General features: G+C 68.5%; 28 protein-coding genes and 2 riboswitches. Of the genes, 13 read left to right on the forward strand and 15 right to left on the reverse strand.

All coding sequences use genetic code 11. From position 1 onward, the window contains the following. Both KY493_RS02645 and KY493_RS02650 read right to left on the reverse strand, forming a co-directional pair. Window positions 1–789 (reverse strand): folate-binding protein YgfZ, encoded by a 789-nt coding sequence (locus KY493_RS02645; protein WP_219897451.1) that lies wholly within the window; start codon window positions 787–789, stop codon window positions 1–3. A gap of 31 nt (window positions 790–820) precedes the next feature. Next, window positions 821–1,366: a hypothetical protein gene (locus tag KY493_RS02650; protein ID WP_219897452.1), complete on the reverse strand. Its 546-nt coding sequence runs from the start codon at window positions 1,364–1,366 to the stop codon at window positions 821–823. A gap of 91 nt (window positions 1,367–1,457) precedes the next feature. Between KY493_RS02650 and KY493_RS02655 the strand changes: the two genes are divergently transcribed. Then, window positions 1,458–2,792 carry a dihydroorotase gene (locus KY493_RS02655; RefSeq protein ID WP_219897453.1) on the forward strand — a complete coding sequence of 445 codons (1,335 nt, stop codon included), beginning with the start codon at window positions 1,458–1,460 and terminating at the stop codon, window positions 2,790–2,792. Window positions 2,793–2,796: 4 nt separating this feature from the next. Here KY493_RS02655 and KY493_RS02660 read toward each other — a convergent pair whose 3' ends face one another. Further along, window positions 2,797–3,729 carry an alpha/beta hydrolase gene (locus KY493_RS02660; protein WP_219897454.1) on the reverse strand — a complete coding sequence of 311 codons (933 nt, stop codon included), beginning with the start codon at window positions 3,727–3,729 and terminating at the stop codon, window positions 2,797–2,799. Window positions 3,730–3,851: 122 nt separating this feature from the next. Further along, window positions 3,852–4,169: an iron-sulfur cluster insertion protein ErpA gene (erpA, locus tag KY493_RS02665; RefSeq protein ID WP_255568109.1), complete on the reverse strand. Its 318-nt coding sequence runs from the start codon at window positions 4,167–4,169 to the stop codon at window positions 3,852–3,854. 138 nt (window positions 4,170–4,307) lie between these two features. Here erpA and KY493_RS02670 point away from each other — a divergent pair, with 138 nt between their 5' ends. From KY493_RS02670 to scpB, 5 genes are all read left to right on the forward strand, one after another. Then, a complete protein-coding gene (locus tag KY493_RS02670; protein WP_219897456.1) occupies window positions 4,308–5,498 on the forward strand; it encodes a deoxyguanosinetriphosphate triphosphohydrolase in 1,191 nt (396 codons plus the stop codon). A 79-nt stretch (window positions 5,499–5,577) separates the two neighbouring features. Next, window positions 5,578–6,384 carry an SPOR domain-containing protein gene (locus KY493_RS02675; protein ID WP_219897457.1) on the forward strand — a complete coding sequence of 269 codons (807 nt, stop codon included), beginning with the start codon at window positions 5,578–5,580 and terminating at the stop codon, window positions 6,382–6,384. Next, entirely contained in the window at window positions 6,381–7,430 is a 1,050-nt protein-coding gene (gene nagZ, locus KY493_RS02680) for a beta-N-acetylhexosaminidase (RefSeq protein WP_219897458.1), read from the forward strand. The genes KY493_RS02675 and nagZ overlap by 4 nt, the downstream gene beginning before the upstream one ends. 124 nt (window positions 7,431–7,554) lie before the next feature. Next, window positions 7,555–8,373 (forward strand): ScpA family protein, encoded by an 819-nt coding sequence (locus tag KY493_RS02685; protein WP_219897459.1) that lies wholly within the window; start codon window positions 7,555–7,557, stop codon window positions 8,371–8,373. Continuing rightward, complete coding sequence (gene scpB, locus KY493_RS02690; RefSeq protein ID WP_219897460.1) at window positions 8,370–9,014, forward strand: SMC-Scp complex subunit ScpB; 645 nt, start codon at window positions 8,370–8,372, stop codon at window positions 9,012–9,014. The genes KY493_RS02685 and scpB overlap by 4 nt, the downstream gene beginning before the upstream one ends. On the opposite strand, the gene ispH is transcribed toward scpB, so the two are convergent. After that, window positions 9,011–9,979: a 4-hydroxy-3-methylbut-2-enyl diphosphate reductase gene (ispH, locus tag KY493_RS02695; protein ID WP_219897461.1), complete on the reverse strand. Its 969-nt coding sequence runs from the start codon at window positions 9,977–9,979 to the stop codon at window positions 9,011–9,013. The two genes, scpB and ispH, sit on opposite strands and share 4 nt — an antisense overlap. Window positions 9,980–10,218: 239 nt before the next feature. Between ispH and KY493_RS02700 the strand changes: the two genes are divergently transcribed. The 5 genes from KY493_RS02700 (at window position 10,219) to KY493_RS02720 (ending at window position 12,845) form a co-directional block, all read left to right on the forward strand. Further along, entirely contained in the window at window positions 10,219–10,578 is a 360-nt protein-coding gene (locus KY493_RS02700; RefSeq protein ID WP_255567988.1) for an AtpZ/AtpI family protein, read from the forward strand. 4 nt (window positions 10,579–10,582) lie between these two features. Beyond that, entirely contained in the window at window positions 10,583–11,371 is a 789-nt protein-coding gene (locus KY493_RS02705; protein ID WP_219897463.1) for a F0F1 ATP synthase subunit A, read from the forward strand. 54 nt (window positions 11,372–11,425) lie between these two features. Beyond that, window positions 11,426–11,650 carry a F0F1 ATP synthase subunit C gene (locus KY493_RS02710; protein ID WP_219897464.1) on the forward strand — a complete coding sequence of 75 codons (225 nt, stop codon included), beginning with the start codon at window positions 11,426–11,428 and terminating at the stop codon, window positions 11,648–11,650. Between the two features lie 78 nt (window positions 11,651–11,728). Further along, window positions 11,729–12,328: a hypothetical protein gene (locus tag KY493_RS02715; protein WP_219897465.1), complete on the forward strand. Its 600-nt coding sequence runs from the start codon at window positions 11,729–11,731 to the stop codon at window positions 12,326–12,328. A 1-nt stretch (window position 12,329) separates the two neighbouring features. After that, window positions 12,330–12,845 (forward strand): F0F1 ATP synthase subunit B, encoded by a 516-nt coding sequence (locus KY493_RS02720; RefSeq protein ID WP_219897466.1) that lies wholly within the window; start codon window positions 12,330–12,332, stop codon window positions 12,843–12,845. An 80-nt stretch (window positions 12,846–12,925) separates the two neighbouring features. Here KY493_RS02720 and KY493_RS02725 read toward each other — a convergent pair whose 3' ends face one another. The 7 genes from KY493_RS02725 to gcvT all read right to left on the reverse strand — a co-directional run bounded on the left by KY493_RS02725 (window position 12,926) and on the right by gcvT (window position 19,363). Beyond that, window positions 12,926–13,396 carry a DUF6789 family protein gene (locus KY493_RS02725; RefSeq protein WP_219897467.1) on the reverse strand — a complete coding sequence of 157 codons (471 nt, stop codon included), beginning with the start codon at window positions 13,394–13,396 and terminating at the stop codon, window positions 12,926–12,928. A gap of 123 nt (window positions 13,397–13,519) precedes the next feature. After that, on the reverse strand, window positions 13,520–13,843 hold the full coding sequence (locus KY493_RS02730; protein ID WP_219897468.1) for a PGPGW domain-containing protein: 324 nt from the start codon (window positions 13,841–13,843) through the stop codon (window positions 13,520–13,522). Window positions 13,844–14,134: 291 nt separating this feature from the next. Beyond that, window positions 14,135–15,727 carry an aminomethyl-transferring glycine dehydrogenase subunit GcvPB gene (gene gcvPB / locus KY493_RS02735; RefSeq protein WP_219897469.1) on the reverse strand — a complete coding sequence of 531 codons (1,593 nt, stop codon included), beginning with the start codon at window positions 15,725–15,727 and terminating at the stop codon, window positions 14,135–14,137. Beyond that, on the reverse strand, window positions 15,724–16,251 hold the full coding sequence (locus tag KY493_RS02740) for a hypothetical protein (protein WP_219897470.1): 528 nt from the start codon (window positions 16,249–16,251) through the stop codon (window positions 15,724–15,726). Before KY493_RS02740 ends, gcvPB begins: the two co-directional genes overlap by 4 nt. Beyond that, window positions 16,248–17,594: an aminomethyl-transferring glycine dehydrogenase subunit GcvPA gene (gene gcvPA / locus KY493_RS02745; RefSeq protein WP_219897471.1), complete on the reverse strand. Its 1,347-nt coding sequence runs from the start codon at window positions 17,592–17,594 to the stop codon at window positions 16,248–16,250. The genes KY493_RS02740 and gcvPA overlap by 4 nt, the downstream gene beginning before the upstream one ends. Before the next feature lie 144 nt (window positions 17,595–17,738). Then, complete coding sequence (gene gcvH, locus KY493_RS02750) at window positions 17,739–18,104, reverse strand: glycine cleavage system protein GcvH (protein ID WP_219897472.1); 366 nt, start codon at window positions 18,102–18,104, stop codon at window positions 17,739–17,741. A gap of 134 nt (window positions 18,105–18,238) precedes the next feature. After that, a complete protein-coding gene (gcvT, locus tag KY493_RS02755) occupies window positions 18,239–19,363 on the reverse strand; it encodes a glycine cleavage system aminomethyltransferase GcvT (protein ID WP_219897473.1) in 1,125 nt (374 codons plus the stop codon). 58 nt (window positions 19,364–19,421) lie between these two features. Further along, window positions 19,422–19,503: riboswitch (glycine riboswitch) on the reverse strand. 3 nt (window positions 19,504–19,506) lie between these two features. Then, window positions 19,507–19,601: riboswitch (glycine riboswitch) on the reverse strand. A gap of 112 nt (window positions 19,602–19,713) precedes the next feature. On the opposite strand from gcvT, the gene KY493_RS02760 reads away from it, so the two are divergent. Both KY493_RS02760 and KY493_RS02765 read left to right on the forward strand, forming a co-directional pair. Beyond that, the gene (locus tag KY493_RS02760) at window positions 19,714–20,745 is read left to right on the forward strand and encodes an alpha/beta hydrolase (protein ID WP_219897474.1); all 1,032 of its coding nucleotides are present in this window, start codon (window positions 19,714–19,716) and stop codon (window positions 20,743–20,745) included. A 78-nt stretch (window positions 20,746–20,823) separates the two neighbouring features. Continuing rightward, window positions 20,824–21,795: a class 1 fructose-bisphosphatase gene (locus KY493_RS02765; RefSeq protein ID WP_219897475.1), complete on the forward strand. Its 972-nt coding sequence runs from the start codon at window positions 20,824–20,826 to the stop codon at window positions 21,793–21,795. 138 nt (window positions 21,796–21,933) lie between these two features. Here the strand turns inward: KY493_RS02765 and KY493_RS02770 are convergent, their stop codons facing one another. The 3 genes from KY493_RS02770 to KY493_RS02780 are packed head-to-tail and all read right to left on the reverse strand — an operon-like array spanning window position 21,934 to window position 23,629. After that, window positions 21,934–22,965, reverse strand: coding sequence for an adenosine deaminase (locus KY493_RS02770; protein WP_219897476.1), 1,032 nt, complete (start codon window positions 22,963–22,965; stop codon window positions 21,934–21,936). After that, entirely contained in the window at window positions 22,962–23,387 is a 426-nt protein-coding gene (locus KY493_RS02775; protein WP_255568110.1) for a type II toxin-antitoxin system VapC family toxin, read from the reverse strand. Before KY493_RS02775 ends, KY493_RS02770 begins: the two co-directional genes overlap by 4 nt. A gap of 2 nt (window positions 23,388–23,389) precedes the next feature. Further along, the gene (locus KY493_RS02780) at window positions 23,390–23,629 is read right to left on the reverse strand and encodes a hypothetical protein (RefSeq protein ID WP_219897478.1); all 240 of its coding nucleotides are present in this window, start codon (window positions 23,627–23,629) and stop codon (window positions 23,390–23,392) included. Window positions 23,630–23,662: the final 33 nt, after the last annotated feature.

A 23,662-nucleotide genomic window follows, 5' to 3' on the forward strand; every position in this document is an offset into this window, starting at 1 on the left:
TCAGGTCTCGGGCATCCAGGCCGGGCGGCGCGGGGTGACCGCCCGTCCATCGACAGTCAGCTGACCCTCCAGCCTGTCCAGCCGCAGCAGCGCCATCGTCGCGCCGTCACGCCCGCTCAGCACCTCGCCGGCGCGCAGCTCTCCGTTCAGCACCTCGGCGCCGAACGGAGGAGGGGGACCCTCAAAGGCGATCGGCAGCATGCGGTTTCGAATGGCACCGCGCCGCTTCATGCGCGAGGTCGTCTCCTGGCCGACGAAACACCCCTTGTGGAAGTCGATGCCGTTCAGCAGGTCGAAGTTGGCTTCGATCGGATAGGTCTTGTCCGACGGCGCGTCCGTCGCCGGATCGGGAAGGCCGACGGTCAGGCGATGGGCCTGATGTTCGTCTTCACCCGTGTTCGTCTCGAATTCTCCGCCGTAGGCCCGGCCGCCCAGTTCCGGCGTGCGCGGATCGACAAGGAAGCCGGCCGCCTCGCCGTCCCAGGCGGCGAACACCCGGCGTTCGTCAGCGCCGATCTCCACCTTGGCTCGCAGCCGGTACATGGACAGCCGCATCAGCAGCGCCTCACGCCGGTTCGCCGCCACATCCAGCACGACGCCGCCGTCCTCGCCCAGGATGAACAGGTCGAACAGCAGCCGGCCCGGCGGCGACAAAAGCGCGCCGAAGCGAAGCTCGCCGTCAGCCAGCGTCTCGACGTCTTGGGTCAGCAGGTTGTGCAGAAAGGGCTTGGCGTCCTCTCCCTTGACGGAAATAAGGGCGCGGCTGTCCAAGCGGGCGGTGCGTGTCATGCGGCCTAGATAGGCGCAGGCGACGCCCCTGTCAGGTGACGCGGTAGCGCGCCTCGATCCCGTCCGCCTGCCAGTCATGCTCGGCCAGCTTGTCCAGCGAACGCGCCACCAGCCGGTTGAACCGCTCAGCGTCGCCCGCTTCGACCGCCGGTCGCAGATAGTCCGTGACCACGGCCCGCGCCGGATAGGTCCCCACCGGGCCCGGAACGCTCAGCGCCACCGCTATGCCGCTGTCGATCCAGGCCGCGACCGTGTCGAACACCTCTTCGGACGACAGGAAGGGCGTGCGGCGCACCACGAACAGGGTGATTTCGCCGTGCTCCACCCCGTCAGGGCGTATGACAATCCCGCTGCGGTCGGGCCGCCAGTCGTCGGACAGCTCCACCGCCCGCCACAGGCAGAACCAGGTGCGACAGGTCTGCGGCCGGATCGCATGCACCGCGCATCCGGCGTCCGGCACGCAATAGGCGCAAAGCTCGCCCGTCGGCTTGGCCAGATCCGGCAGGTCCAGCGGAATGACCCGGCAGCACTCGACGCAGCCGCCGCAGGTGCGGTCGGGGATCAGCGGCAGGGACACGGGCGGGGCTCCATGGCGCGGGCCTTTAGCACAGCCCTTTTGGCTCTGGGGCGTCTTCTCGCCACGCGCGGGTGCGGCTACAGATCACGGCATGACCCAGACATTCGACCTGATCGTTCGTGGCGGCGAAGTGGTGAACCACGCGGGGCGCGGCTTGGCGGACGTGGGCGTGCGCGACGGACGCATCGCCGCGATCGGCGACCTGTCCCAGGCCTCGGCCGGAGAGGTGCTGGACGCCGCCGGCCTGACCGTCCTGCCCGGCGTGATCGACACCCAGGTTCACTTCCGCGAGCCGGGTTTGGAGTGGAAGGAAGATCTGGAAACCGGATCGCGCGCCGCGGCGCTCGGCGGCGTGGTCGCGGTGTTCGAGATGCCGAACACCAATCCCAACACCACCGATCCGGACACCCTGGCGGACAAGCTGGCCCGCGCCCGAGATCGGATGTGGACCGACCACGCCTTTTACGTCGGCGGCACGCACGAGAACGCGGCCTTTCTGGGCGAGCTTGAGCGGCTGCCTGGCTGCTGCGGCATCAAGGTGTTCATGGGCGCATCCACCGGCGACCTGCTGGTCGCCGACGACGACGGCGTGCGCGAGGTGCTGAAGCACACCCAACGCCGCGCCACCTTCCATTCCGAGGACGAATACCGTCTGGCCGAGCGGCGCGAACTGGCCCGCCCCGGCGACTGGACCAGCCACCCTGAGGTGCGCGACGCCGAAAGCGCCATCCAGTCCACCCGCCGCCTGGTACGACTGGCGCGCGAGGTGGGGCGGCGCATCCACATCCTGCACGTCACCACCGCCGACGAGATCGCCTTTCTGGCCGACCACAAGGACGTGGCGACGGTGGAGGTCACGCCCCAGCACCTGACCCTGGTCGCGCCCGAGGCCTATCAACGGCTGAAGGGGCTGGCCCAGATGAACCCGCCGATCCGCTCGGCCGAGCATGTCGCGGGCCTGTGGCATGCCATTCAAGGCGGCGTTGCCGACGTGCTGGGCTCGGACCATGCGCCGCATACGCTGGAGGAAAAGGCCCGGCCCTATCCCGCCTCGCCCTCGGGCATGCCCGGGGTGCAGACGCTGGTGCCGGTCATGCTGACCCATGTGGCGAACGGCCGGCTCAGCCTGGAGCGGTTCGTGGACCTGACCTCGGCCGGGGCGCAGCGCATCTTCAACATCGCCGGCAAGGGGCGACTGGCCGAAGGCTATGACGCCGACCTGACGATCGTGGACCTCAATGCCCGCCGCACCATCAAGGCCGAGGATCAGGCCAGCCGCTGCGGCTGGACCCCCTTCGACGGCTTCGAGGCCACCGGCTGGCCGATGGTGACGGTGGTGCGCGGACGGGTGGTGATGCAGGACGGCGAACTGATCGGCCAGGCGCACGGCCGGCCGGTGCGCTTTTCCGAGACCCTGGACGCCTGAAGGCTCAGCGTGCGGGCGTATGCTCGCGGATAAAGGTCGCCACGTCTTCGGCCACGCCCGGCCCAAGCGGGAGGTCGGGCGCGACATAGGCGGCCATATTGGCCTGAGGGTCGGCCGGCGCGGTCTTCAGCACATGGTTGACGCCCGGCCAGATCACCAGCGTGGCGTCGGGCCGAGCCGCCTTCAGCGCCTGGGCGTCCGTCTCCCGGGTTTGCAGGTCGGTCTCGCCTTGGCCGATGAAGACCGGACCTCGGTAGCGGCTTAGCGCCTCGGCGGGGTCCAGCACCGCCCAGCTGGCGAGATAAGGCTGCACCGAGGGCCGAAAGGCGGAAGCCAGCGCAGGCGGCACGTCCGTGACCGTCTCGCCCCTTTCCAGCCGATCCAGGATCGACAGCGCCTGACCGCGCACCGGCTCGGGCGCCGCGCCGAACTGTTCGCGCATGACGGTCATCGCGGGGCGTCCCGCTCCCGACAGCAGCACCAGGCCGCAAATCTCGGAATTGTTCTCGGCCGCCAACGTCGCGACCAAGGCGCCTTCGCTGTGGCCGATCAGCCAGGCGCAGGGCCGGCCCGTCCGCCGCACGGCTTCGCTCGTCCAGGCGCGGGCGTCGGCGACATAGTCGTTGAAGCGCAGCTCGGCTTCGCTCCTGGCCGCCCCGGCGCTGGCGCCGATCCCACGCTTGTCGATGCGCAGGCTGACGATTCCCTCCGCCGCCAAGCCCTCGGCCAGCAGGCGATAGGTCGCCGCCCGGACGCCCAGCGGATTGTCGCCGTCCCGATCCGTCGGCCCCGATCCCGGCAGGATCACCGCCACGGCCGAGGCTTCGCCGTCCGGCGTCAGCAGCGTCCCGTGCAACGGCGCCGGCTGGGCGGGCAGGACGATGTCTTCGGCAGCGAGCCCCGCCATGAAGACGGCCGCCATGATCGATCCCAGCATTGCAAACCCTCCCGTTGCCGGCAGGAGCGGACCACAACGAGGCGAGGCAGACAAGGCTTGGCGGCGCCGGTGGAAGCGTCGCTCGACCGAGGGACTAGCGCTGCAGCCTGGGAGGCGCCGGCCTAGATCGAGAAGCTTACGCCGCAGCCGCAGGAGGAGGCTGCGTTGGGGTTGTTCACCACGAACTGGGCGCCGGCCAGTTCGTCGACAAAGGCGATCTCCGAGCCCTTCAGGAAGGGCACGGAGACGGGATCGACCAGGGCGGCCTGCCCGTCGGCTTCAATGCGCAGATCGTCGCCCTCGGCGCTCTCGACCAGCTCAAAGCGGTACTGGAAGCCCGAGCAGCCGCCGCCGTCCACCGCCACCCGCAGCATCAGGGCGCGGCCCTCGATCTGCGACAGCTTGGCCAGCCGCCTGGCCGCGCTGGACGCCAGGCGAATGCCTTCGGGCGCGCGTGCGGAGACGGCGAAGGCGGGTGTGGACGGTTCTGTGGATTGGACGCTGCTCACGGCGGTCTATATGAGGCGCAGGCGGGCGAGCGCCAAGGCCCGCGGCCATCACATTGCGTGCGTGACCCTTTGAGCCAGACGCCTCTCGCCCCCTATGCCGAACGCGCCGACGCCTCGCGCGGGCGACGTTTCCCCGAACCGCCCAGCCGCACCCGCACCGCCTTCGCGCGCGACCGCGACCGTATCATCCATGCGACGGCCTTTCGCCGGCTGAAGGAGAAGACCCAGGTCTTCGTGGCGCACGAGGGCGATCATTACCGCACCCGCCTGACGCACAGCCTGGAGGTGGCGCAGATCGCGCGGTCGCTGGCCCACGCGCTGCGCCTCGACCACGACCTGGCCGAGACCATCGCCCTGGCGCACGACCTGGGCCATCCGCCTTTCGCCCACGCCGGTGAGGACGAGCTGGTGGTGCAGATGGTGGGCCACGGCGGCTTCGACCACAACGTCCAGAGCTTTCGCGTCGTCACCGAGCTCGAGCACCGCTATCCGCAATTCGTCGGCCTGAACCTGTCGTGGGAGACGGTGGAGGGGGTGATCAAGCACAACGGCCCGGTCACCCAGCGGCTGGACGAGCCGGCCTGGTCGTCGGTGCGCGCCTATGTCGAAGGCGGGGCGGCGGGATGGGACCTGCGGCTGGGCGGCTTCGCCTCGCTGGAAGCCCAGTGCGCGGCCATCGCCGACGACATCGCCTACAACAACCACGACGTGGACGACGGGGTTCAGGCGGGGCTGATCACCCTGGGCGAGCTGGCGAGCGTGCCAATCATCGGCCCGATCCTCAGCGAGGTGCGGCGCGACTGGCCGGGCGTCGACGACCGGATGCTGCGGCTGGAGGCGGTCCGGCGCATGATCGGCGTCATGGTCGAGGACGTGCTGAACGAAACGGCGCGGCGGATCGAGGAAGACCGCATCGGCTCGGTGGAAGATGTGCGCACGGCCGGGCGCACGCTGGTGGACTTCTCGCCCGCGCTTAAGGCCGAGCTCGGCGTGCTGCGTCGCTTCCTGTTCGAGCGGATGTATCGCCATTACCGCGTCAACCGGACCCGCAGCCAGGCGCGGCGCATGCTGGCGCAGCTGTTTCAGCTGTTCATGGAGGAGCCGGAGGTCATGCCGCCGGAGTGGGGCGACCCCGCGCGCACCGAGGACCGCGACGCCCGCGCCCGCGCGATCTGCGACTACATCGCCGGCATGACCGACCGCTACGCCATCGAGGTCCACAAGAAGCTGTTCAGCCTCGACCTCGCGCTGGATCTGTGATTCGTAAGCGGGGGATGGCGGGCTAAACTGTGTGACCCCTGGCGCCGATTCGCGCGGGGGATCGAGGCGGAGCGCGACCATGTCATTCGACGACAATTCCCGGAACCAGGATCGTGGCCAGGATCGTGAAAGGGGCGCCTATACGCCGCCGACGGACGATGACGACCTGCCGTTTCGCCGCAACGCCTTCGATCCGCGTCAGGAGCGCGGCTATACGACCGGCGCGCGCAAGGCGCCGCCCGTCACCCTGATCGTCAGCGCGGCGGTGCTGCTGCTGCTGATCGTGGCTGTGATCTTCTTCTATCGCTCGGGCCTGCGCTCCTCGACCGACGCGCCGCCGGCCGTGGGCCAGCCGGTCGGAGAGATGACCACCCCTGCGCCGGTCGAGGCCCAGCCGGTCGATCCGGCCGAGGGCGTGCGCGTCTATCGCGACGAGACCGAAGCGACCGACGCGGCCCCGACCTTCACGGCTCCGCCCGAGACGCCCCAGCCGCGCCCGACCGCGCCTGCTCCGGCGCCGGTCACCGGCCAGGGCCTGCCGCCCGCCGCCGCGCCGGCGAGGCCCGCGCCCGCGCGCCCGGCTGAGACCGCTCCGCGTCCGGCGCCGGCTCCGGCCGAAAAGGCCGCGCCTGCGACCGCCGCTACCGGATCGTCGGGCGTGCAGATCGGCGCCTTCTCCTCGACCGCCATCGCCGACCGGGAATACGCCGCCGTGGCCGCACGCTTCGGTTCTTATGCGTCCGGCGCGCAGAAGCGGGTGCAGGAGGTGACGGCCTCCAACGGCTCCACCGTCTATCGGACGACCTTCTCCGGCCTGTCGCGAGAGCGGGCGACCGCCCTCTGCAATGCGCTGAAGGCCGCGGGCCGCGACTGCATCGTCCGGTGACCACCGCCGCCGTCTACGGCTGTTCCGGGCCTCGGCTGACGGAGGCCGAGCGCGCCTTTTTCGCCGAGGCGCGACCGTGGGGCTTTATCCTGTTCCGGCGCAACATCGAGACGCCGGAACAGGTGCGGGCGTTGACCGACGACCTGCGCGCCGCGATCGGCGACCGCGACGCGCCCGTCCTGATCGATCAGGAAGGCGGCCGGGTCCAGCGCATGGGCCCGCCGCACTGGCCGAAGTACCCGCCCGGCGCCGCCTATCTGCAGGCGGCCCACGATCCGCTGAAGGCCCGCGCGCTGGTGCGGCTGGGCGCCCGGCTGATGGCGCATGACCTGCGCGAGGTCGGCGTCACGGTGGATTGCGCGCCGATCGTCGATGTTCCGGTGCCCGGCGCCCACGACATCATCGGCGACCGCGCCTATGCGTCCGATCCTGCGATGGTGGCGCAGCTCGCGCGCGCGGCGGCGGAGGGACTGCTGGCCGGCGGCGTCCTGCCGGTGATCAAGCACATGCCCGGCCATGGGCGCGCGTTCGCCGACAGCCACAAGGCGCTGCCGGTGGTGCATGCCGACCTGGAGACGCTGGACGCCTGGGACTTCGCGCCGTTCAGGGCGCTGTCGGACATGCCGGTCGCCATGACCGCGCACGTCGTCTTCACCGCCATCGACAGGAAACGCCCGGCCACCACGTCCAGAAAGGCCCTACGGCTGATGCGAGAGCGGCTGGGCTTTTCCGGCCTGATCCTGTCGGACGATCTGTCGATGCAGGCCCTGTCCGGCGGCCTGGACGAGCGGGCGCATGCGGCGCTAAAGGCCGGGTGCGACATCGTCCTGCACTGCAACGGCGACATGGCCGAGATGCAGGCGGTGGCCTCGTCCGTCGGCAAGCTGAAGGGCCGGGCGAGGGCGCGGGCCGAAGCCGCCCTGGCCCGCATCGTTCGATCGCCCGAGCCGCTGGACGCCTCCGCCGCCCACGCCCGATTCCACCAGGCCATGGTCGGCCGGACCGAGGCCGCATCCGGCCCGGACGTGGGGGAGGCCCCGGCGTGACCGCCGACCAGACCGGCCTCAAGCAGCGCGACGCGAAGCAGGCCACCCTCGGCCTCAAGCAGCACGACGCGAGGCAGGCCACCTTCGGCCTCAAGCAGCGCGACGCGCGGTAGGCCAAAGAAGAATGCAGCCGTTCCAGCCCGATCTCGACTTCTCGGCCGCCGAACAGGCCGCGCCGAAGGAGGCGTTCGTGGTCGATCTCGACGGCTATGAAGGACCGCTGCACGTGCTGCTCGAGCTGGCGCGGCATCAGCGGGTCGATCTGCTGAAGCTGTCGATCACCGAACTGGCCGAACAGTATCTGCGGTTCGTTCATGAGGCGCGCCGGCGCAACTTCGCCCTGGCCGCGGACTACCTCGTGATGGCGTCGTGGCTCGCTTATCTGAAGTCGCGCCTGCTGCTGCCCCGCACCGAGCCCGGCAAGCCCGAGGAGCCGCCGGCCGAAGAAATGGCGGCCGCGCTCGCCTATCGGCTGAGAAAGCTGGAGGCGATCCGGCGCGGGGCCGACGCCCTGGTGGAGCGGCCGCAGCTGAAGCGGGACGTCTTTACCCGCGGCGATCCGGAGCAGATCGTCATCACGCCCTCCGACCGGATCGAGGCCAGCCTGTATGAGCTGATGACCGCCTATGTCTCACAGCGCGAGAAGCAGGCCCGGCGCCGCTACGCCCCGACCGCCAGGGTCGAGGCCTTTGCGCTGGAGGCGGCGCGCGACTGGCTGCGCGAGGTCATGCCGCGCCTGTCCGACTGGACGCCGCTGGATCGGGTCGCGCCCAGGCGCACCGAAGAGGACGGTCCCACCCAGGCCAGCTACGTCGCCTCGACCCTGTCGGCCAGCCTGGAACTGGTCAAGGAGGGCGCCATGGACGTGCGCCAGTCGCGGCCGTTCGACGACTTGTTGCTGAAGCGGCGGCAAGCGGGGCAGCCGCTGGAGCTGACGCCGTGACGACCGCCCACGAAATCGAGCGCAGGGTGGAGGCCCTGCTGTTCGCTGCGTCTGCGCCGCTCAGCACGGCGGAACTCGCCGCCCGCCTGCCGGACGGCGCCGACGTGGACGCCGCCATCGCCGCCCTGCGCAAACGCTACACCGGGCGCGGCGTCGAGCTGGATCAGGTGGCCGGCCGCTGGCGGTTCCGCACGGCCGAGAACCTCGGCTTCCTGATGACGGAGCAGCGGGAGGAGCCGCGCCGCCTTTCGCGCGCGGCGCTGGAGACGCTGGCGATCATCGCCTATCACCAGCCCGTCACCCGCGCCGAGATCGAGAGCGTGCGCGGCGTGTCCTTGTCGCGCGGCACCTTGGACGTGCTGCTGGAGATGGGGTTCGTGCGGCTGCGCGGCCGCAGGCGCACCCCCGGCCGGCCCGTGACCTACGCCACCGCCGACCGCTTCCTTGAGCATTTCGGCCTGGCTGCGCTCTCCGACATGCCGGGCCTGGCGGAGATGAAGGCGGCCGGACTTCTGGACCTGTCGATGCCGGCCGGCTTCGACGTGCCCGATCCCGGCCGCATGGGCGACGCCGACGAAGACCCGCTGGAGCCCGACGACGCGCCCGAGTTCGCCCAGGACTTCGTCGGCGAGGACCGCTAGGCGGTCAGAACGCGCGGCAGCTTGAAGGTCACGGTCTCGCGCGCGCCGTCGTCTTCGGTCACGGTAGCGTCGAAGCGGTCGCGCACGGCGTCGATCAGCGCCTCGATCAGCGGTTCGGGGGCTGAGGCGCCGGCGGTGACGCCCAGCGTGTCGACACCGTCGAACCAGGCCCAGTCGACCTGGGACGCATCATCGACCAGCCGGGCGTCGCGCGCGCCCGCCCGCATCGCCACCTCGACCAGCCGCGCCGAGTTGGACGAGTTCTTGGACCCCACCACCAGCACCAGGTCGCAGTCGGCGCCGAGCCGCTTCACCGCCTCCTGCCGGTTGGTGGTGGCGTAGCAGATGTCTTCCTTGTGCGGGTCCGGCAGTTCGGGGAAACGCCGCTTCAGGATCGCCAGTATGCCGGCTGTATCGTCCACCGACAGCGTGGTCTGGGTGGCGTAGGCGAGAGGCGCGTCGCCCGGCCGCTGAACCGTCTCCGCATCCTCTTCGGTCTCGACCAGGGTGATGGCGCCGGGCGGCAGCTGGCCCATGGTGCCGACCACTTCCGGATGGCCGGCATGGCCGATCAGCAGGATGTGCCGCCCCGCCGCATGGTGCCGCTCGGCCTCCACATGGACCTTGGAGACCAGCGGGCAGGTGGCGTCCAGGAACAGCATCTCGCGCGAGCGGGCGGTCGCCGGCACCGACTTGGGCACGCCGTGCGCCGAGAACACCACCGGGCGGTCGTCCGGGCACTCGTCCAGTTCCTTGACGAAAACGGCGCCCAAGCCCTTCAGCCGCTCGACCACATGGCGGTTGTGGACGATCTCGTGCCGGACGAAGACGGGCGCGCCATACTTCTCCAGCGCCCGCTCGACGATCTGGATCGCCCGGTCCACCCCGGCGCAGAAGCCGCGCGGCGTGGCCAGCCGCACATGCAGCGGACGGCGAGGCGATGGGGGCGGGACGTGGAGGTTCATGACCGCGAACCTAGTCGCTCGCGCGCCCGGCCGCCACCGATCCGCATCGACTCAGGGATACGCAGGCGCGGCCCTTCGCCACGGCGCTTGATCGCACAAGAAATAGGCGAGCCGCCGCAACAACTTAGCGCCCGATCACGCAGCCTTGACCTTCTACGCCCTCGCGGATAGGTTCCGCGCCGAATTCAGACCCGTTCCCGGCGGTTGTCGGGCGCTGATCGTTCAAAGGCATGTCCCCGATGCAGGAATCGCGCGAAGAGGCCATCAAGCGCCTCACCGAAAGCGCATCCTCGCTCGAGGCGCGCACCGCGCCGCAGGAGTCTGCGGATCTGGCCGCCCACAAGGTGACCGGGGAGGCCTACAAGATCATCGCCGACCTGATCGGCGGGGTGCTGGTGGGCCTGGGGCTGGGCTTTCTCGCGGACCGGTTCCTTGGAACCACTCCGTGGGGCATCATCGGCGGAGTCCTTCTGGGCTTCGCCTTGTCGATTTACATGGCGCGCCGCACGGCCAACCGGCTGATGGCGCAGGCGAAGGCGGCGGGGGTCACGGCAAAGCCGATCCCGTTCGAGGAAGCCGGGGAAGACGAGGACCGATAGGCCCATGGCCGATCCGATTCATCAGTTTCAGATCCAGAAGATCGTCGACTTCCCCGACGTGGTCCTGCCCGTGCTCGGCCCGGTGGACCTGGCGATCACCAACTCGCACCTCGCCATGACCATCGTCTTCGCCGTGGTTGTGCTGTTCCTGACGGCAGTGACCTCGTCGCCCAAGGTGGTGCCGGGGCGCCTGCAGACGGCGGGCGAGCAGATGTTCGGCATGATCGACAACCTGACCGGCTCGATCATCGGCCACGAGGGGCGTCGCTACTTCCCGTTCGTCTTCACCCTGTTCGCCCTGATCCTGGGCATGAACATCCTGGGTCTGCTGCTGACCTTCACCGCCACCTCTCAGCTGGCCATCACCGCGACCTTCGCCGCCCTGACCATCGTGCTGGTGATCGGCGTCGGCTTTGCGCGCAACGGCCTGGGCTTCTTCAAGCTGTTCTGGCCGACCAGCGCGCCGCTGGTGCTGCGCCCGATCGTCGGCGCGATCGAGTTCCTGTCGTTCCTGCTGCGTCCGGTGACGCTGGCGCTTCGTCTGTTCGGCAACATGCTGGGCGGCCACGTCGCGCTGAAGATCTTCGCCGGCTTCGTGGTGTCGCTCGGCGCCTACGCCTTCGCCAATGGCGGCATCGGTCTGGCCACCCTGCCGGTGGCCGGCCTGTCGCTGGCCATGGTGGTCGCGCTGACCGCGCTGGAGTTCCTGGTGGCCTTCCTCCAGGCCTTTGTCTTTGCCGTTCTGACCTGCATCTACCTCAATGATGTGGTCAACCTGGACCACGCCCACTAAGGCTGGGTTCAGTTCTTCACCCCGACTTCCAACACCTGACTAGGATTGAAAACCATGGAACCTGAAGCCGCGAAGTTCATCGGCGCCGGCCTCGCCACCCTCGGCATGATCGGCTCGGCCCTCGGCGTGGGCAACATCTTCGGCCAATTCCTGGCCGGCGCCCTGCGCAACCCGTCGGCGGCCGCTTCGCAAGTCGGCAACCTGTTCGTGGGCGCGGCTCTGGCTGAAGCCCTGGGCATCCTGGCCTTCGTGCTCGGCATCCTGATCTGGCTCGGCTGATCCCGAGACGCTGATCTTCGCGGCGGCGCGCCCTGAGAGGGGCTTGCGCCGCCGCTTTCGCTTTCACCACGGACGACCATGGCCGCACACTCTTCATCCCCGCCCCCGGTCCTGCCGGTGGAAGAGGCCGTCGAACACGCGGCCGAAACCGGGCACGTGCCCAACAACACCGCCGCCGAGGTCGCCGGACACGGCGAGGGCGGCCTGCCCCAGTTCGCCTTTGAGCACTGGGCCGGACAGATCGCCTATCTGCTGATCCTGTTCGCCATCCTGCTTTTCCTGGTGTCCAAGGTCTTCGCCCCACGCCTGCGACGCGTGATGGACGAGCGCGCCGACACCATCTCGACCGCCGTCGCCACGGCGCGGCAGGTCCAGGCCGAGGCCGCTGATCAAGCCGCCGCCGCCCAGGCCGAGGTCGCCAAGGCTCGCGCCGATGCTCGCGCCACCGCCGCCGCCGCCAAGGCCCGCGTGACCGAAGAGGCCAACGCCCGCCAGGCCGCCGAGGAGGCCGTCGTCGACGCCCGCATCGCCGACGCTGAGGGCCAGATCGCGGTGACGCGCGACGCCGCCATGGCGAACGTCGCCGCCATCGCCTCGGACACCGCCCGCGCCATGGTCGAGCGCCTGACGGGTCAGGGCGCCACCGACGCCGAACTGGCCACGGCCAAGGGAGCCTGAGATGCCCGCCTTTTTCGACGCTCACCTCTATGACCTGGCCAACGCCGAACTGTGGGTCGGCATTGGTCTGCTGATCTTCCTCGGCATCCTGGTCGCCGCCGGCGTGCCCAAGCTGGCCGCGCGCGCCCTCGACGCCAAGGCCCTGAAGATCCAGTCCGACCTGGACGAGGCCGCCCGCCTGCGCGCCGAGGCCGAAGCCCTGCTGGCCCAGATCCGCCAGGAAAAGGCCGAAGCCGAGGCTCAGGCCGCCGAGATGATGGCTCAGGCCGAGGCCGACGCCCGCCGCATGGAGGCCGAGACCAAGGTCCGACTCGAGGAAACCCTGGTTCGCCGCCAGCAGATGGCCGAGCGGCGCATCGCCCAGGCGGAAGCGCAGGCCTCGGCGGAGGTCAAGGCCGCCGCCGCTGACCTGGCCGCCAGGCAGGCCGAGGCCGTTCTCGCCGCGCGTCTGGCCGGACAGGCCAAGGACCCGCTGGTCGACCAGGCCATTGCTCAGATCGGCGGCCGCCTGAACTGAGGTGCGCCTATCGCAGACGAAGAAAGGGCCCCGTGGATCACCGCGGGGCCCTTTTTCGTGCTCGACGGTGTGTGCTGGACTTAGTGCGCCGCCGCCATGCCGCTCATCGCGCGGGCACGCTGGCGGTCCCGCTGGATCAGGCGGCCATAGACGTTGCCCATGACAATGCCGAACACGACGTTGGTGATCAGCATCCAGGCCACCGCGCCAAAGCCCGTGCCGCTGGTGAAGGTGCTTTGATCGCCGAACATGAAGACAACCAGCATCATCAGCACAAAGGCGCCGACCGCGAAGGCGATGCCCTTGGTCTCGGGCGTGTCCGTCGGCAAGCGCGGGCAGAGATAGCCGAAGGCGGGGCCGAGCAGCAGCACGCCGATGGCCAGGTGCAGGGCCCAACCCACCGCCATGTTGCCGTCCATGCCGATGACATGGGCGATGACCGCAGGCGTTGGGTCAAACCAGTTCAGGAAGATGTTGGGCAACTCCAGCAGGGACACCGCCACTGTCCCGGCCACACCCGCCACAAGACCCTTTTTTACGCGTGACATCATGACCGAAGCGCCTCCCAACGCCTTAGGTGGTTCTCTGATAACGCGAGAGGGAGGATACGCTCGCCGCCGGCGAACGGCGGTCACAACTGTGTGGTTAGCACTTGCGAAGCCGCAACCGCGAAATCAGCGGAAGACCTTCCGGCCATAGCGACGCAAACCCTTGCGGGTGCGGATCAAACGGCGATGTGTGCGGCGCAGCATCATCCGCTCTGTCCGCAGCGCGGACTGCCAGAAGACCGGGGCGAACTCCGGCTTCTTTCGCAGCAATCGACGAAACGGATACACCCAGCGCGGCCGCGCATGCTGGGCGCGGATGAACTGGCGCTTGGCCCAGAAGGAGCTGCGCAGAATCAGCACCAGCCCCAGCGCGATCACCGGAATGCCGCCTGGACCCGGCAGGGGCGCGATCAGCACCCCCAGCAGAACCACCACCAACCCGGCCGCCATTAAGGCCCAGCGCTTCAGGATCCTCAGACGAGGGCGCGGGGCGGAGGAGGCGATAGAGGGCAGGCTCACAAAGGTCACGGCGAACGCCAGAGGAGAACAGGGAGGGGAGACGATCCAAACGATCCCGCCGGCCACCCGATCCTTGCCGTTGCAACGAAAAGGCGGCCGTGACGCGATCGCCACAGCCGCCTGTTCACACCCGCGTGATGGCCGATCCATGTCCGCGGCGTGAAGCTTTGGTCATGATCAACCGAATGACCGGGCGCTGTGGCCCGGGCGCGACAGCCGGGCTCACGCGGCCTGGTTGGAGCCCTCCGGCGCGGTCCACCGCAGGCGCGGCGAGCGGGCCGCACGCGTCTCGTCGAGGCGACGCAGGGGCGCGTGGAAAGGCGCGCCCTTGAACCGCTCCACGTCGCTGGGGCCGTCCTTGGTGTCCAGGGCCGCCTGGGCCAGCAGGCGCATGGCGTCGATGAACCGGTCCAGCTCCGCCTTGGATTCCGTCTCCGTCGGCTCGATCAGCATGGCGCCGTGCACGACCAGCGGAAAATACATGGTCATGGGGTGGAAGCCTTCGTCGATCATCGCCTTGGCGAAATCGAGCGTGGTGACCTCGGTGCCCTTCAGCCACTCGTCGTCGAACAGGGCCTCGTGCATGCACGGCCCGTCGGGGAAGGCGGCGCTCATCAGGTCCGACAGCCGGGCCTTGATGTAGTTGGCGTTCAGCACCGCGTCCTCGGCGACCTGGCGCAGGCCGTCCGAGCCATGGCTCATCATGTAGGACAGGGCGCGCACATACATGCCCATCTGGCCCTGGAAGGCGCACAGACGGCCGAACGCCTGCGCGGCGTCGCCTTCCTCGCGTTCGATCAGCTGGTAGCCCTCGCCGTCCGACACGACCCAGGGCGCGGGCGCGAACGGCGCCAGGGCCTCGGACAGCACCACCGGCCCTGCGCCCGGACCGCCGCCGCCGTGCGGCGTCGAGAAGGTCTTGTGCAGGTTGATGTGCATGGCGTCGACGCCCAGGTCGCCAGGGCGCACCCGGCCGACGATGGCGTTGAAGTTGGCCCCGTCGCAGTAGAAGTAGGCGCCGGCCTTGTGCGTCAGCCGGCTGATCTCCAGGATGTCGCGCTCGAACAGGCCGCAGGTGTTCGGGTTGGTCACCATGATGGCGGCCACGTCCGGCCCCAGCTTGGAGGCAAGGTCGGCCACATCGACGCGGCCGTCCTCGGTCTGTGCGACCTCCACCACCGAATAGCCGACAAAGGCGGCCGTCGCCGGGTTGGTCCCGTGCGCAGAGGTGGGCACCAGCACCTTGCGGCGCTGGGCGTGCTCGCCCTTGGCCTCATGCGCGGCGCGAATGGCCATCAGGCCGCACAGCTCGCCGTGCGCGCCGGCCTTGGGCGACAGGGCCACCGCGGGCATGCCGGTCAGGGTCTTCAGCCAGTGCGCCAGCTGGTCCATCAACTCCAGCGCGCCCTGCACCGTCGACTGGGGCTGCAGCGGGTGGATGTCGGAGAAGCCGGGCAAGCGCGCCATCTTCTCGTTCAGGCGCGGGTTGTGCTTCATCGTGCACGAGCCCAGCGGATAGATGGCCAGGTCGATGGCGTGGTTCTTCTGGCTCAGGCGCACATAGTGGCGCATCGCCTCGGGCTCGCTGAGACCCGGCAGGCCGATCGGGTCGCGCCGGACGAGATCGCCCAAGTCGGACGCATCGGTCTTCGGCTCCGGCAGGTCGACGCCGGTCTTGCCCCAGCCCTCGCCCTCGAAGATCAGCTTTTCGTCCTGCAACAGGCCGCGCCCGCCCGTCAGGGTCGGGTGCTTGTAGTCGTGATCGACTACATTCGGCGTGGTCGGGCGGCCGACGGTGTTCATGGTGCTGGTCATCGAGCGAAGTCTTTCTCGAACGGGAATTCAATACCGAACAGTCGTTTGGCGATGGCATACTTTGGGTTCATGTGACGGCTTGTTGCCGACCAAAGCCACATTCCGATGGTCAAGAAGCTAGCAAGACCGATGGCATCGAGCCCGGTAAATATCGCGACTGCAATGCGACCTTCGACGAAAGCCCAAACAGCAAGCGCGATATGGATCAGCATGCCGATCCATCCAGCATACAGAAAGCTGGCCGCAACAAGAGGCTTCGCAGGCGCGCGACTGGCGATCAGCCAAGCGATCGCAGAGAACGCAGTGGCGACCCCGTAAGCGACCCAAAAATTTTGATCGAACACCAGGGCCGTTACTACCAGCGGATAGGCAAAAATGCCGATTGGAAACTGCCAGACGGCTTCAACCTGAGCCTTCTGCCATCGCGACAGGTAGGTGTTGTTCAGCGAGTAAACGGAAGCCTCAGCGTGCGCTGATGCCTGCTTGTGGATTCGATCCCGCGTTTCAGTCAGATCATCAATCATTCCGCCAACACCTTCTCCAGCATCTTCGCCAGGATCTTGATGTCGGCGTCCAGCGTCGTCTCCGTCGCGGCCACCAGCAGCACGTCGTCCATGCCCCCCTCAGGGTTCAGGCGGCTGTAGGGGACGCCCGCCAAGATGCGGTGCTCGGCCAGCTGCTCCACCACCTCGGCGGCGTTCCTGGGCAGGCGGACGGCGAACTCGTTGAAGAAGCGCGGGGTCAGCACCTCGACGCCCGGAACGGCCGCCAGCGCATCGCACGTCGCCACCGCCTTTTCGTGATTCAGCAGGGCCAGCCTACGCAGGCCCGCCTCGCCCAACAGGCTCATGTGGATGGTGAAGGCCAGGGTGCAGAGGCCGGAGTTGGTGCAGATGTTCGATGTCGCCTTGTCGCGGCGGATATGCTGCTCGCGCGTCGACAGGGTCAGAACAAAGCCCCGCTCGCCGTCGGCGTCCACCGTCTCGCCGGTCAGGCGGCCGGGCATCTGGCGGATCAGCTTCTCGCGCGTGGCGAACAGGCCGACATAGGGGCCGCCGAAGTTCAGGGCGTTGCCGATCGACTGGCCCTCGGCCGCGACAATGTCGGCGCCCATCTCTCCCGGTGACTTCAGCAGGCCCATCGACACGGCCTCGGTGACCACCACGATCAAGAGGGCGCCGGCGGCGTGGGCGGCTTCGGCGATCTTCGACACGTCCGTCGCCGTGCCGAAGACATTGGGGGTCTGGACGACGACGCAGGCGGTGTCCGGCCCGATGGCTTCGATCACGGCGGCCTCGGCGTCGATGGCGGGCTGGAGCGCCTGCGTCTCTACGCCCACGGCATGCACCACCGTCTCGGTCGCCTTGACGTAGTGCGGATGCACCCCGCCCGAGATCACCGCCTTGTTGCGGCGCGTCACCCGCGTCGCCATCAGTACGCCCTCGGCCATGGCGGTCGAGCCGTCATACAGCGAGGCGTTGGCCACCGGCATGCCGGTCAGGTTCGCGACCTGGGTCTGGAACTCGTACAGGTACTGCAGCGTGCCTTGCGCGATTTCCGGCTGATAGGGGGTGTAGCTGGTCAGGAACTCCGATCGCTGGATGATGTGATCCACCGTCGCCGGCACATGGTGCTTGTAGGCGCCCCCGCCGCAGAAGAAGGGCGTGGTTCCCGCCGTCGCGTTCTTGCCCGCCATGGCCGACAGCGCCCGCTCGACCTCAAGCTCGCCCTGCACGCGCGGCAGGTCCACGGGGCCGTCCAGGCGCGCGGCCTCGGGCACGTCCACGAACAGGTCGTCGATCGACTGGGCCCCGATGGCGGACAGCATCGCCGTACGGTCGTCGGGCGTCAGGGGGAGGTAGCGCATGTTTCGATCCGCTCATCCCCGCGAAGGCGGGGACCTAGTGCTTTGGGCGACGGATGTCGCCGACATAACGATGCCGCTCATCCAGTGCTCTTGCGAACGATCTGGGTCCCCGCCTTCGCGGGGATGAGCGGACGAGAGGGGCGCTCAGAGCGTCTTCAGGTAATCGTCGTAGGCCGCCTGATCCATCAGGGCGTCCAGCTGCGAGGCGTCCGACACCTTGATGCGGGCGAACCAGCCTTCGCCTTCCGGATCGGCGTTGACGGTCTCGGGCGCGGTCGAGAGGGCGTCGTTGGCCTCGACCACTTCGCCGGACACGGGGGCGTAGACGTCGGACGCCGCCTTGACGCTCTCGACCACGGCGAAGCTGTCCTTCGCCGATAGGGTCTTGCCGGTCTCGGGCACTTCGACGAACACCACGTCGCCCAGAGCATCGGCGGCGTGCTTGGAAATGCCGACGGTGGCGACCTCGCCGTCGAGGCGGACCCACTCGTGTTCCTTGGTGAACTTCATTGCGCTTCTCTCCTTTGCCGTCACCTCGGGCTTGACCCGAGGATCGGATGTTGTGCGGTTCGTGCGCCGATGTCTTCGCACGAGCGGTTGAAGGCCCGGCCCTCGGGTCGAGCCCGAGGGTGACGGGATGAATGTTACGCCTTCGGTTTCCGGTAATAGCGTTGGGCCACGAACGGCATGGCGACGACCTCGGCGGCTGCGGGCTTGCCGCGCACGATGACCTTCAGCTCCGTGCCCAGCTCCGCCAGGCGGGCGGGGACATAGGCCATGGCGATGTTCCGGCCCAGGGTGGGGGAGGGGCCGCCGGAGGTGACCTTGCCGATGACCTGGCCATCCGCGTCGGCGACCTCGGCGCCTTCGCGCGCCGGGGCGCCTTCCTTGACGTGCAGGCCGACGCGGACGCGGGCGGGACCATCGGCGATGTCCCTGGCGACGCGTTCGGCGCCGTTGAAGTTTGCAGCCTCCCGCCGCGACTTGGACAGGGCGAAACCCAGGGCCGCCTCGACCGGGCTGGTGAAGGCGTCGATGTCGTGGCCGTGCAGCGGCAGCCCGGCCTCCATCCGCAGCGAATCGCGCGCGCCCAGGCCGATCGGCTTGACCCGCGCATCCTCCAGCAGCGTATTCCAGATGCGCCCGGCCTCTTCGGCTGGAACCGAGATTTCGTAGCCGTCCTCGCCGGTGTAGCCCGAGCGCGACACAAAGCAGTCGCAGCCGAACAGCATCAGCCGCGCGCATTCCATGAAGCCCATCTCGGCCAGCACCGGCTCGTGAGCGGCCATGACCTCGGCGGCTTCCGGCCCCTGGATCGCCAGCAGCGCGCGGTTGTCGAGGCGCATCAGGAAGGCCGAGCCCTCCAGATTGTTCTTCAGGTATTCGAAGTCGGCTTCCTTGTTGCCGGCGTTGACCACGACGAACAGGCCGTCGTGGTCCGGGCGGCCGGCCATCAGGTCGTCCATGATGCCGCCGTCCTGGTTCAGCAGCAGCGAATACTTCTGCTTGCCGGTCTTCAGCGCCTGGTAGTCGCCTGGCACGAACCGCTCGAACTGCTCAAACGCGTCCTTGCCGGTGATGCGGCACTGGCCCATGTGCGAGACGTCGAACAGGCCGGCGTGTTCGCGCGTCCAGCGGTGCTCGGCCAGCACGCCCTCGTACTGGATGGGCATGTCATAGCCGCTGAAGGCCGCCATGCGGGCGCCGAGCGCCTTGTGCGCGGCATGCAGCGGCGTGGTCTTCAGGGCGTCGGCGGCCTGTTCAGCCATGGGGTGGAGCCTTTCGCGGTCGCGTCTCGGGGCGGTCGCCCGCCGGTTCTCGCGCCCCCGCTGTCCTGAAGCCTGAGAGATTCCGACCGCTGGTGCGGCCTTGCTCCGTCGGCGCGCCCGAACTGGGCGACTTTCCAGCGTCCGTGTGCTTCGCGGTCCGTTTGCCTGAGCGTTTCCGGGGCGGTTGCGCCTTCGGCGTCGGGTCGGCGAACCGCCCGATCTCTCCCGCGAGAGCGCGCGACCTTAGCGCCCGACTCTTGTTCGAAGTCAAGCGGAGCGGAACAAGGCCGCGCACCGGGGATTGCTTTCGGCACGGCTGTCACTCCCCCTATCCGATAGACGAGGAAACCATGTCCATCATCGACAAGATTTTCGGCGACTCCGGCAAGCAGCGCACCCATCCCGCCAAGCCAGACGCGCCGATGCAAAAGGTGCTGGACGCGCTGGCCGGCCTGAATCCCGAGCCGATCGAGACGCTGAGCCCGCAAGAGGCGCGTCTGCAGCCCACGCCCGCCGACGCCGTCAAGACGCTGCTGGGCTCCAGCCGCGAGAGCGAAGATCCGACGCTGGGCGTCCTGACCCAGGACATCACCATTCCTGGCGCCGAGGGGGCGCTGCAGGCGCGGGTCTATCGACCCAAGAGCGATGATGCCGACATCAAGCCGGTGGTGCTGTATTTCCATGGCGGCGGCTTCGTGATCGCCGACCTCGACGTCTACGATTCCGGACCGCGCAGCATCGCCCGCTTCGCCGATTGCGTGGTGGTATCGGTTCACTATCGCCAGGCGCCTGAGCACAAGTTCCCGGCCGCCCACGACGACGCCGTGGCCGCCTGGCGCTGGATCGTCGACAACGCCGCCTCGCTGAAGGGCGACCCCGACAGGATCGCCATCATGGGCGAAAGCGCCGGCGGCAACCTGGCCTGCGCCACCGCCATCGCCGCGCGCGACCAGGGCCTGCAGGCGCCCTGCCACATGGTGCTGGTCTATCCGATCGCCGGCGCCGACATGCAGACGCCGTCCTATATCGAGAACGCGACGGCCAAGCCGTTGAACAAGCCGATGATGGAATGGTTCGTGAAGCATACCTTTGACGATCCGTCCCAGACCGCCGACCCTCGGATCAACCTGGTGGAGGCGGACCTGATCGGCCTGCCTGGCGCCACCGTGATCTGCGCCGAGATCGATCCGCTGCGGACCGACGGCGAACTGCTGGCCGAGCGTCTGGAGCAGGCCGGCGTGGAGGTGCGGCAAAAGACCTTCCATGGCTCCACGCACGAGTTCTTCGGCATGGGCCTGGTGGTGCCGGACGCCGCCGCCGCCGAGACCCTCGCCGCGCACGAGCTGAAGCGCGCCTTCGGCACGGCCATCCTGCCGATCTGACTGCACGCCGCCGCCGGGCTTGCCCCCGGCGGCCTCGCCCGCCAAGAACGGCGCACACCGCCTCATGGAGCGCCGCCGATGACCGCCCACGTCCGCCTGAACGACCACATCGGCGCGCTGGATACGCCGGAGGGCCTGCCGGCCGTGCTGGCGGTGCTGGGCGAAACCTGCGCCGCGATCAGCCGCACGGTCGCGGGCGGGGCCCTGGTCGGGGCGCTGGGCGCCTCGGGCCAGGTGAACGTCCAGGACGAGGAACAGAAGAAGCTCGACGTCATCACCAACGACATGCTGCGCGAGGCGCTGGCGGCCTGCGCCCCCGTGTTCGGCGTCGCCTCTGAAGAGCTGGATACGGTCGAGCCGACCGGCCGCACCGGCGACCACGGCTATCTGGTGCTGTTCGATCCGCTGGACGGCTCGTCCAACATCGACATCAACGCGCCGGTGGGCACCATCTTCTCGGTGTTGCCGGCGTCGTCCGGACAGATCGATGAAGCCGCCTTTCTCCAGCCGGGCCGGAATCAGGTCGCGGCCGGCTACGCCCTCTACGGCGCGCAGTCCATGCTGGTGCTGACGACGGGGCAGGGCGTGGCCGCCTTCACCCTGGACGTCGACGGCCAGTGGCTGCGCACCGGCGAGGATCTCGCCATTCCGGCCGACACGCGGGAGTTCGCCATCAACATGTCGAACCAGCGGCACTGGGCCGAGCCGGTGCGCCGCTACATCGAAGGCTGCCTGGAGGGCAAGGACGGCCCGCGCGGCAAGGACTTCAACATGCGCTGGGTCGCGGCCATGGTGGCGGACGTGCACCGCATCCTGATGCGTGGCGGCGTCTTCCTCTATCCCTGGGACGCGCGCGAGCCGGACCGCGCGGGCAAGCTGAGGCTGATGTACGAAGGCAACCCGATGGCCCTGCTGATCGAACAGGCGGGCGGCAAGGCGACCACCGACGGCAAGCAGCCCATTCTGGACGTCCGGCCGACCGAACTGCATCAACGCATCGCCGTGGCGCTGGGCTCGGCCAAGGAGATCGACGCCTTCGCGGAAGCTTGAGACCCTGACCGCGTCATCCTTGGGCTTGACCCGAGGATCGGACGGTCAGCGAACTGTGCGCCTGCCCGTTCGCACTCGCGGCGGACAATCTGGCCCTCGGGTCAAGCCCGAGGGTGACGGTGGCAGGGCGGGGGAACGTCAGCCCGCCGCGCGAGCGTAGGCTTCCACCTCCGCGATCCTGGCCGTCTTGTCCGCTTCGCTCAGGAACGACCCCTCGAAGCTGTTCTTCGCCATCTGCGTCAGCTGCTGGCGTGTCAGCCCGACCGCGTGCGCCAGTTCGCGGTAGTTGTCGTTCACATAGCCGCCGAAATAGGCCGGGTCGTCCGAGTTCAGGGTGACGTGCAGCCCCTGCCTCAGCATCTCGGGCACGGGGTGGTCCTTCAGGTCATCGACCACGCACAGCTTCAGGTTCGACAACGGGCACACTGTCAGCGTCATGCGCTCGGCCGCCAGACGCTGCACTAGGGCCTCGTCCTCCATGGAGCGGTTGCCGTGGTCCATGCGGTCGATGTGCAACAGGTCCAGCGCCTCGTGCACATAGGCGGGCGGCCCTTCCTCGCCGGCATGGGCGACGCGCTTCAGGCCCAGGGTGCCCGCACGCTCGAACACGCGCTGGAACTTGGACGGCGGATGGCCGACCTCCGACGAATCCAGCCCAACGCCCGCGATCCGGTCCAGCCACGGCTCGGCCGCCTCCAGCGTCGCAAACGCCGCCGCCTCGTCCAGGTGGCGCAGGAAGCACAGGATCAGCCGGGAGGTGACGCCCAGCTCCGCCTCCGCCCGCGCCATGCCCGCCAGCAGCCCCTCGATCACCTCCGCCATCGCCACGCCGCGGTCCGTATGGGTCTGGGGATCGAAAAAGATTTCCGCGTGCCGCACAGTGTCCGCCGCCGCCCGCTGGAAATAGGCGAAGGCCAGGTCCTCGAAGTCGCGCCGCGTCAGCAGCACCGCCGCGCCGGCGTAATAGATGTCCAGGAAGTCCTGCAGGTTCGAGAAGTCATAGGCCGCCCGCACCGCCTCGACGCTGTCGAACGGAATCTCCACCCCGTTGCGCCGCGCCAGCTCGAACATCAGCTCGGGCTCCAGCGAACCCTCGATGTGCAGATGCAGCTCCGCCTTCGGCAGGCCGGCGATGAAGGCGTCGATGTCGGCCCCGATGTCGATGCTCATACGTCGTTCTCCTGAGCATAATCGCCCAGACTCATGATTTTGACGCCCGTCGCATCCGACGCTCGCACCGTGGCGATGAGCTTCCTATCCGCGGTCAGGAGAGCGGCGTCCAGTTGTTCGGCGTGGGCTACGTAGAAGCAATCATAGGCTGGATGGTCAAAAGCGACCGAAAGCTGGACTGCGCGACTGAACAGCCTTCGGCAAGGCTCGACATAAAGGTTCATCGTCTCGATCAACTCAACGGCCTGGATCGCCTGCTCGTGAGTGATGTCGCCCATCCGGCGTCGCTTCCAGATGATGTTGGCGCATTCGGGAAAGATCAGATCGGGCGCCGACCAAGACTGCGCGCGCAGTGCCGCTACGGCGATAGGACTGTCGGGTTCATGCAAGGCGACCTTGATCGCCACGCTCGCATCCACCACGATCAACGGAAATCTCTGTCTTCGCGGATCAAAATCTCGGAAGGGGTGGTGAGCTTGCCCTTCGTGGCCTCTCGTAGGGCTGCGGCGCGGCGTTCCCACTCCGCGTCCAAGCGAGGCTTCAAGGCGCTGCGAAGAATTTCACGGTGCTCCGCCTCGGCCGAGCGATTGTTCTGGCGAGCACGCTTCTTCAGGGCGACGGCGAGGTCATCCTCGACATTACGGACATGGAGGCTAACCGGCATCTTCGATCTCCTGGTGCTATCAAATATAGCACG

This window comes from Brevundimonas sp. PAMC22021, from assembly GCF_019443405.1.
GTDB lineage: Bacteria > Pseudomonadota > Alphaproteobacteria > Caulobacterales > Caulobacteraceae > Brevundimonas.

Excerpts from the sequence above, each read along its gene's own strand:
- KY493_RS02645 (WP_219897451.1), bottom strand. The coding sequence starts at position 789 with ATGACACGCACCGCCCGCTTGGACAGCCGCGCCCTTATTTCCGTCAAG.
- KY493_RS02655 (WP_219897453.1), top strand. The coding sequence starts at position 1,458 with ATGACCCAGACATTCGACCTGATCGTTCGTGGCGGCGAAGTGGTGAAC.
- KY493_RS02660 (WP_219897454.1), bottom strand. The coding sequence starts at position 3,729 with ATGCTGGGATCGATCATGGCGGCCGTCTTCATGGCGGGGCTCGCTGCC.
- KY493_RS02675 (WP_219897457.1), top strand. The coding sequence starts at position 5,578 with ATGTCATTCGACGACAATTCCCGGAACCAGGATCGTGGCCAGGATCGT.
- KY493_RS02685 (WP_219897459.1), top strand. The coding sequence starts at position 7,555 with ATGCAGCCGTTCCAGCCCGATCTCGACTTCTCGGCCGCCGAACAGGCC.
- ispH (WP_219897461.1), bottom strand. The coding sequence starts at position 9,979 with ATGAACCTCCACGTCCCGCCCCCATCGCCTCGCCGTCCGCTGCATGTG.
- KY493_RS02700 (WP_255567988.1), top strand. The coding sequence starts at position 10,219 with ATGCAGGAATCGCGCGAAGAGGCCATCAAGCGCCTCACCGAAAGCGCA.
- KY493_RS02705 (WP_219897463.1), top strand. The coding sequence starts at position 10,583 with ATGGCCGATCCGATTCATCAGTTTCAGATCCAGAAGATCGTCGACTTC.
- KY493_RS02710 (WP_219897464.1), top strand. The coding sequence starts at position 11,426 with ATGGAACCTGAAGCCGCGAAGTTCATCGGCGCCGGCCTCGCCACCCTC.
- KY493_RS02715 (WP_219897465.1), top strand. The coding sequence starts at position 11,729 with ATGGCCGCACACTCTTCATCCCCGCCCCCGGTCCTGCCGGTGGAAGAG.
- KY493_RS02720 (WP_219897466.1), top strand. The coding sequence starts at position 12,330 with ATGCCCGCCTTTTTCGACGCTCACCTCTATGACCTGGCCAACGCCGAA.
- KY493_RS02725 (WP_219897467.1), bottom strand. The coding sequence starts at position 13,396 with ATGATGTCACGCGTAAAAAAGGGTCTTGTGGCGGGTGTGGCCGGGACA.
- KY493_RS02730 (WP_219897468.1), bottom strand. The coding sequence starts at position 13,843 with ATGGCGGCCGGGTTGGTGGTGGTTCTGCTGGGGGTGCTGATCGCGCCC.
- gcvPB (WP_219897469.1), bottom strand. The coding sequence starts at position 15,727 with ATGACCAGCACCATGAACACCGTCGGCCGCCCGACCACGCCGAATGTA.
- KY493_RS02740 (WP_219897470.1), bottom strand. The coding sequence starts at position 16,251 with ATGATTGATGATCTGACTGAAACGCGGGATCGAATCCACAAGCAGGCA.
- gcvPA (WP_219897471.1), bottom strand. The coding sequence starts at position 17,594 with ATGCGCTACCTCCCCCTGACGCCCGACGACCGTACGGCGATGCTGTCC.
- gcvH (WP_219897472.1), bottom strand. The coding sequence starts at position 18,104 with ATGAAGTTCACCAAGGAACACGAGTGGGTCCGCCTCGACGGCGAGGTC.
- gcvT (WP_219897473.1), bottom strand. The coding sequence starts at position 19,363 with ATGGCTGAACAGGCCGCCGACGCCCTGAAGACCACGCCGCTGCATGCC.
- KY493_RS02760 (WP_219897474.1), top strand. The coding sequence starts at position 19,714 with ATGTCCATCATCGACAAGATTTTCGGCGACTCCGGCAAGCAGCGCACC.
- KY493_RS02765 (WP_219897475.1), top strand. The coding sequence starts at position 20,824 with ATGACCGCCCACGTCCGCCTGAACGACCACATCGGCGCGCTGGATACG.
- KY493_RS02770 (WP_219897476.1), bottom strand. The coding sequence starts at position 22,965 with ATGAGCATCGACATCGGGGCCGACATCGACGCCTTCATCGCCGGCCTG.
- KY493_RS02780 (WP_219897478.1), bottom strand. The coding sequence starts at position 23,629 with ATGCCGGTTAGCCTCCATGTCCGTAATGTCGAGGATGACCTCGCCGTC.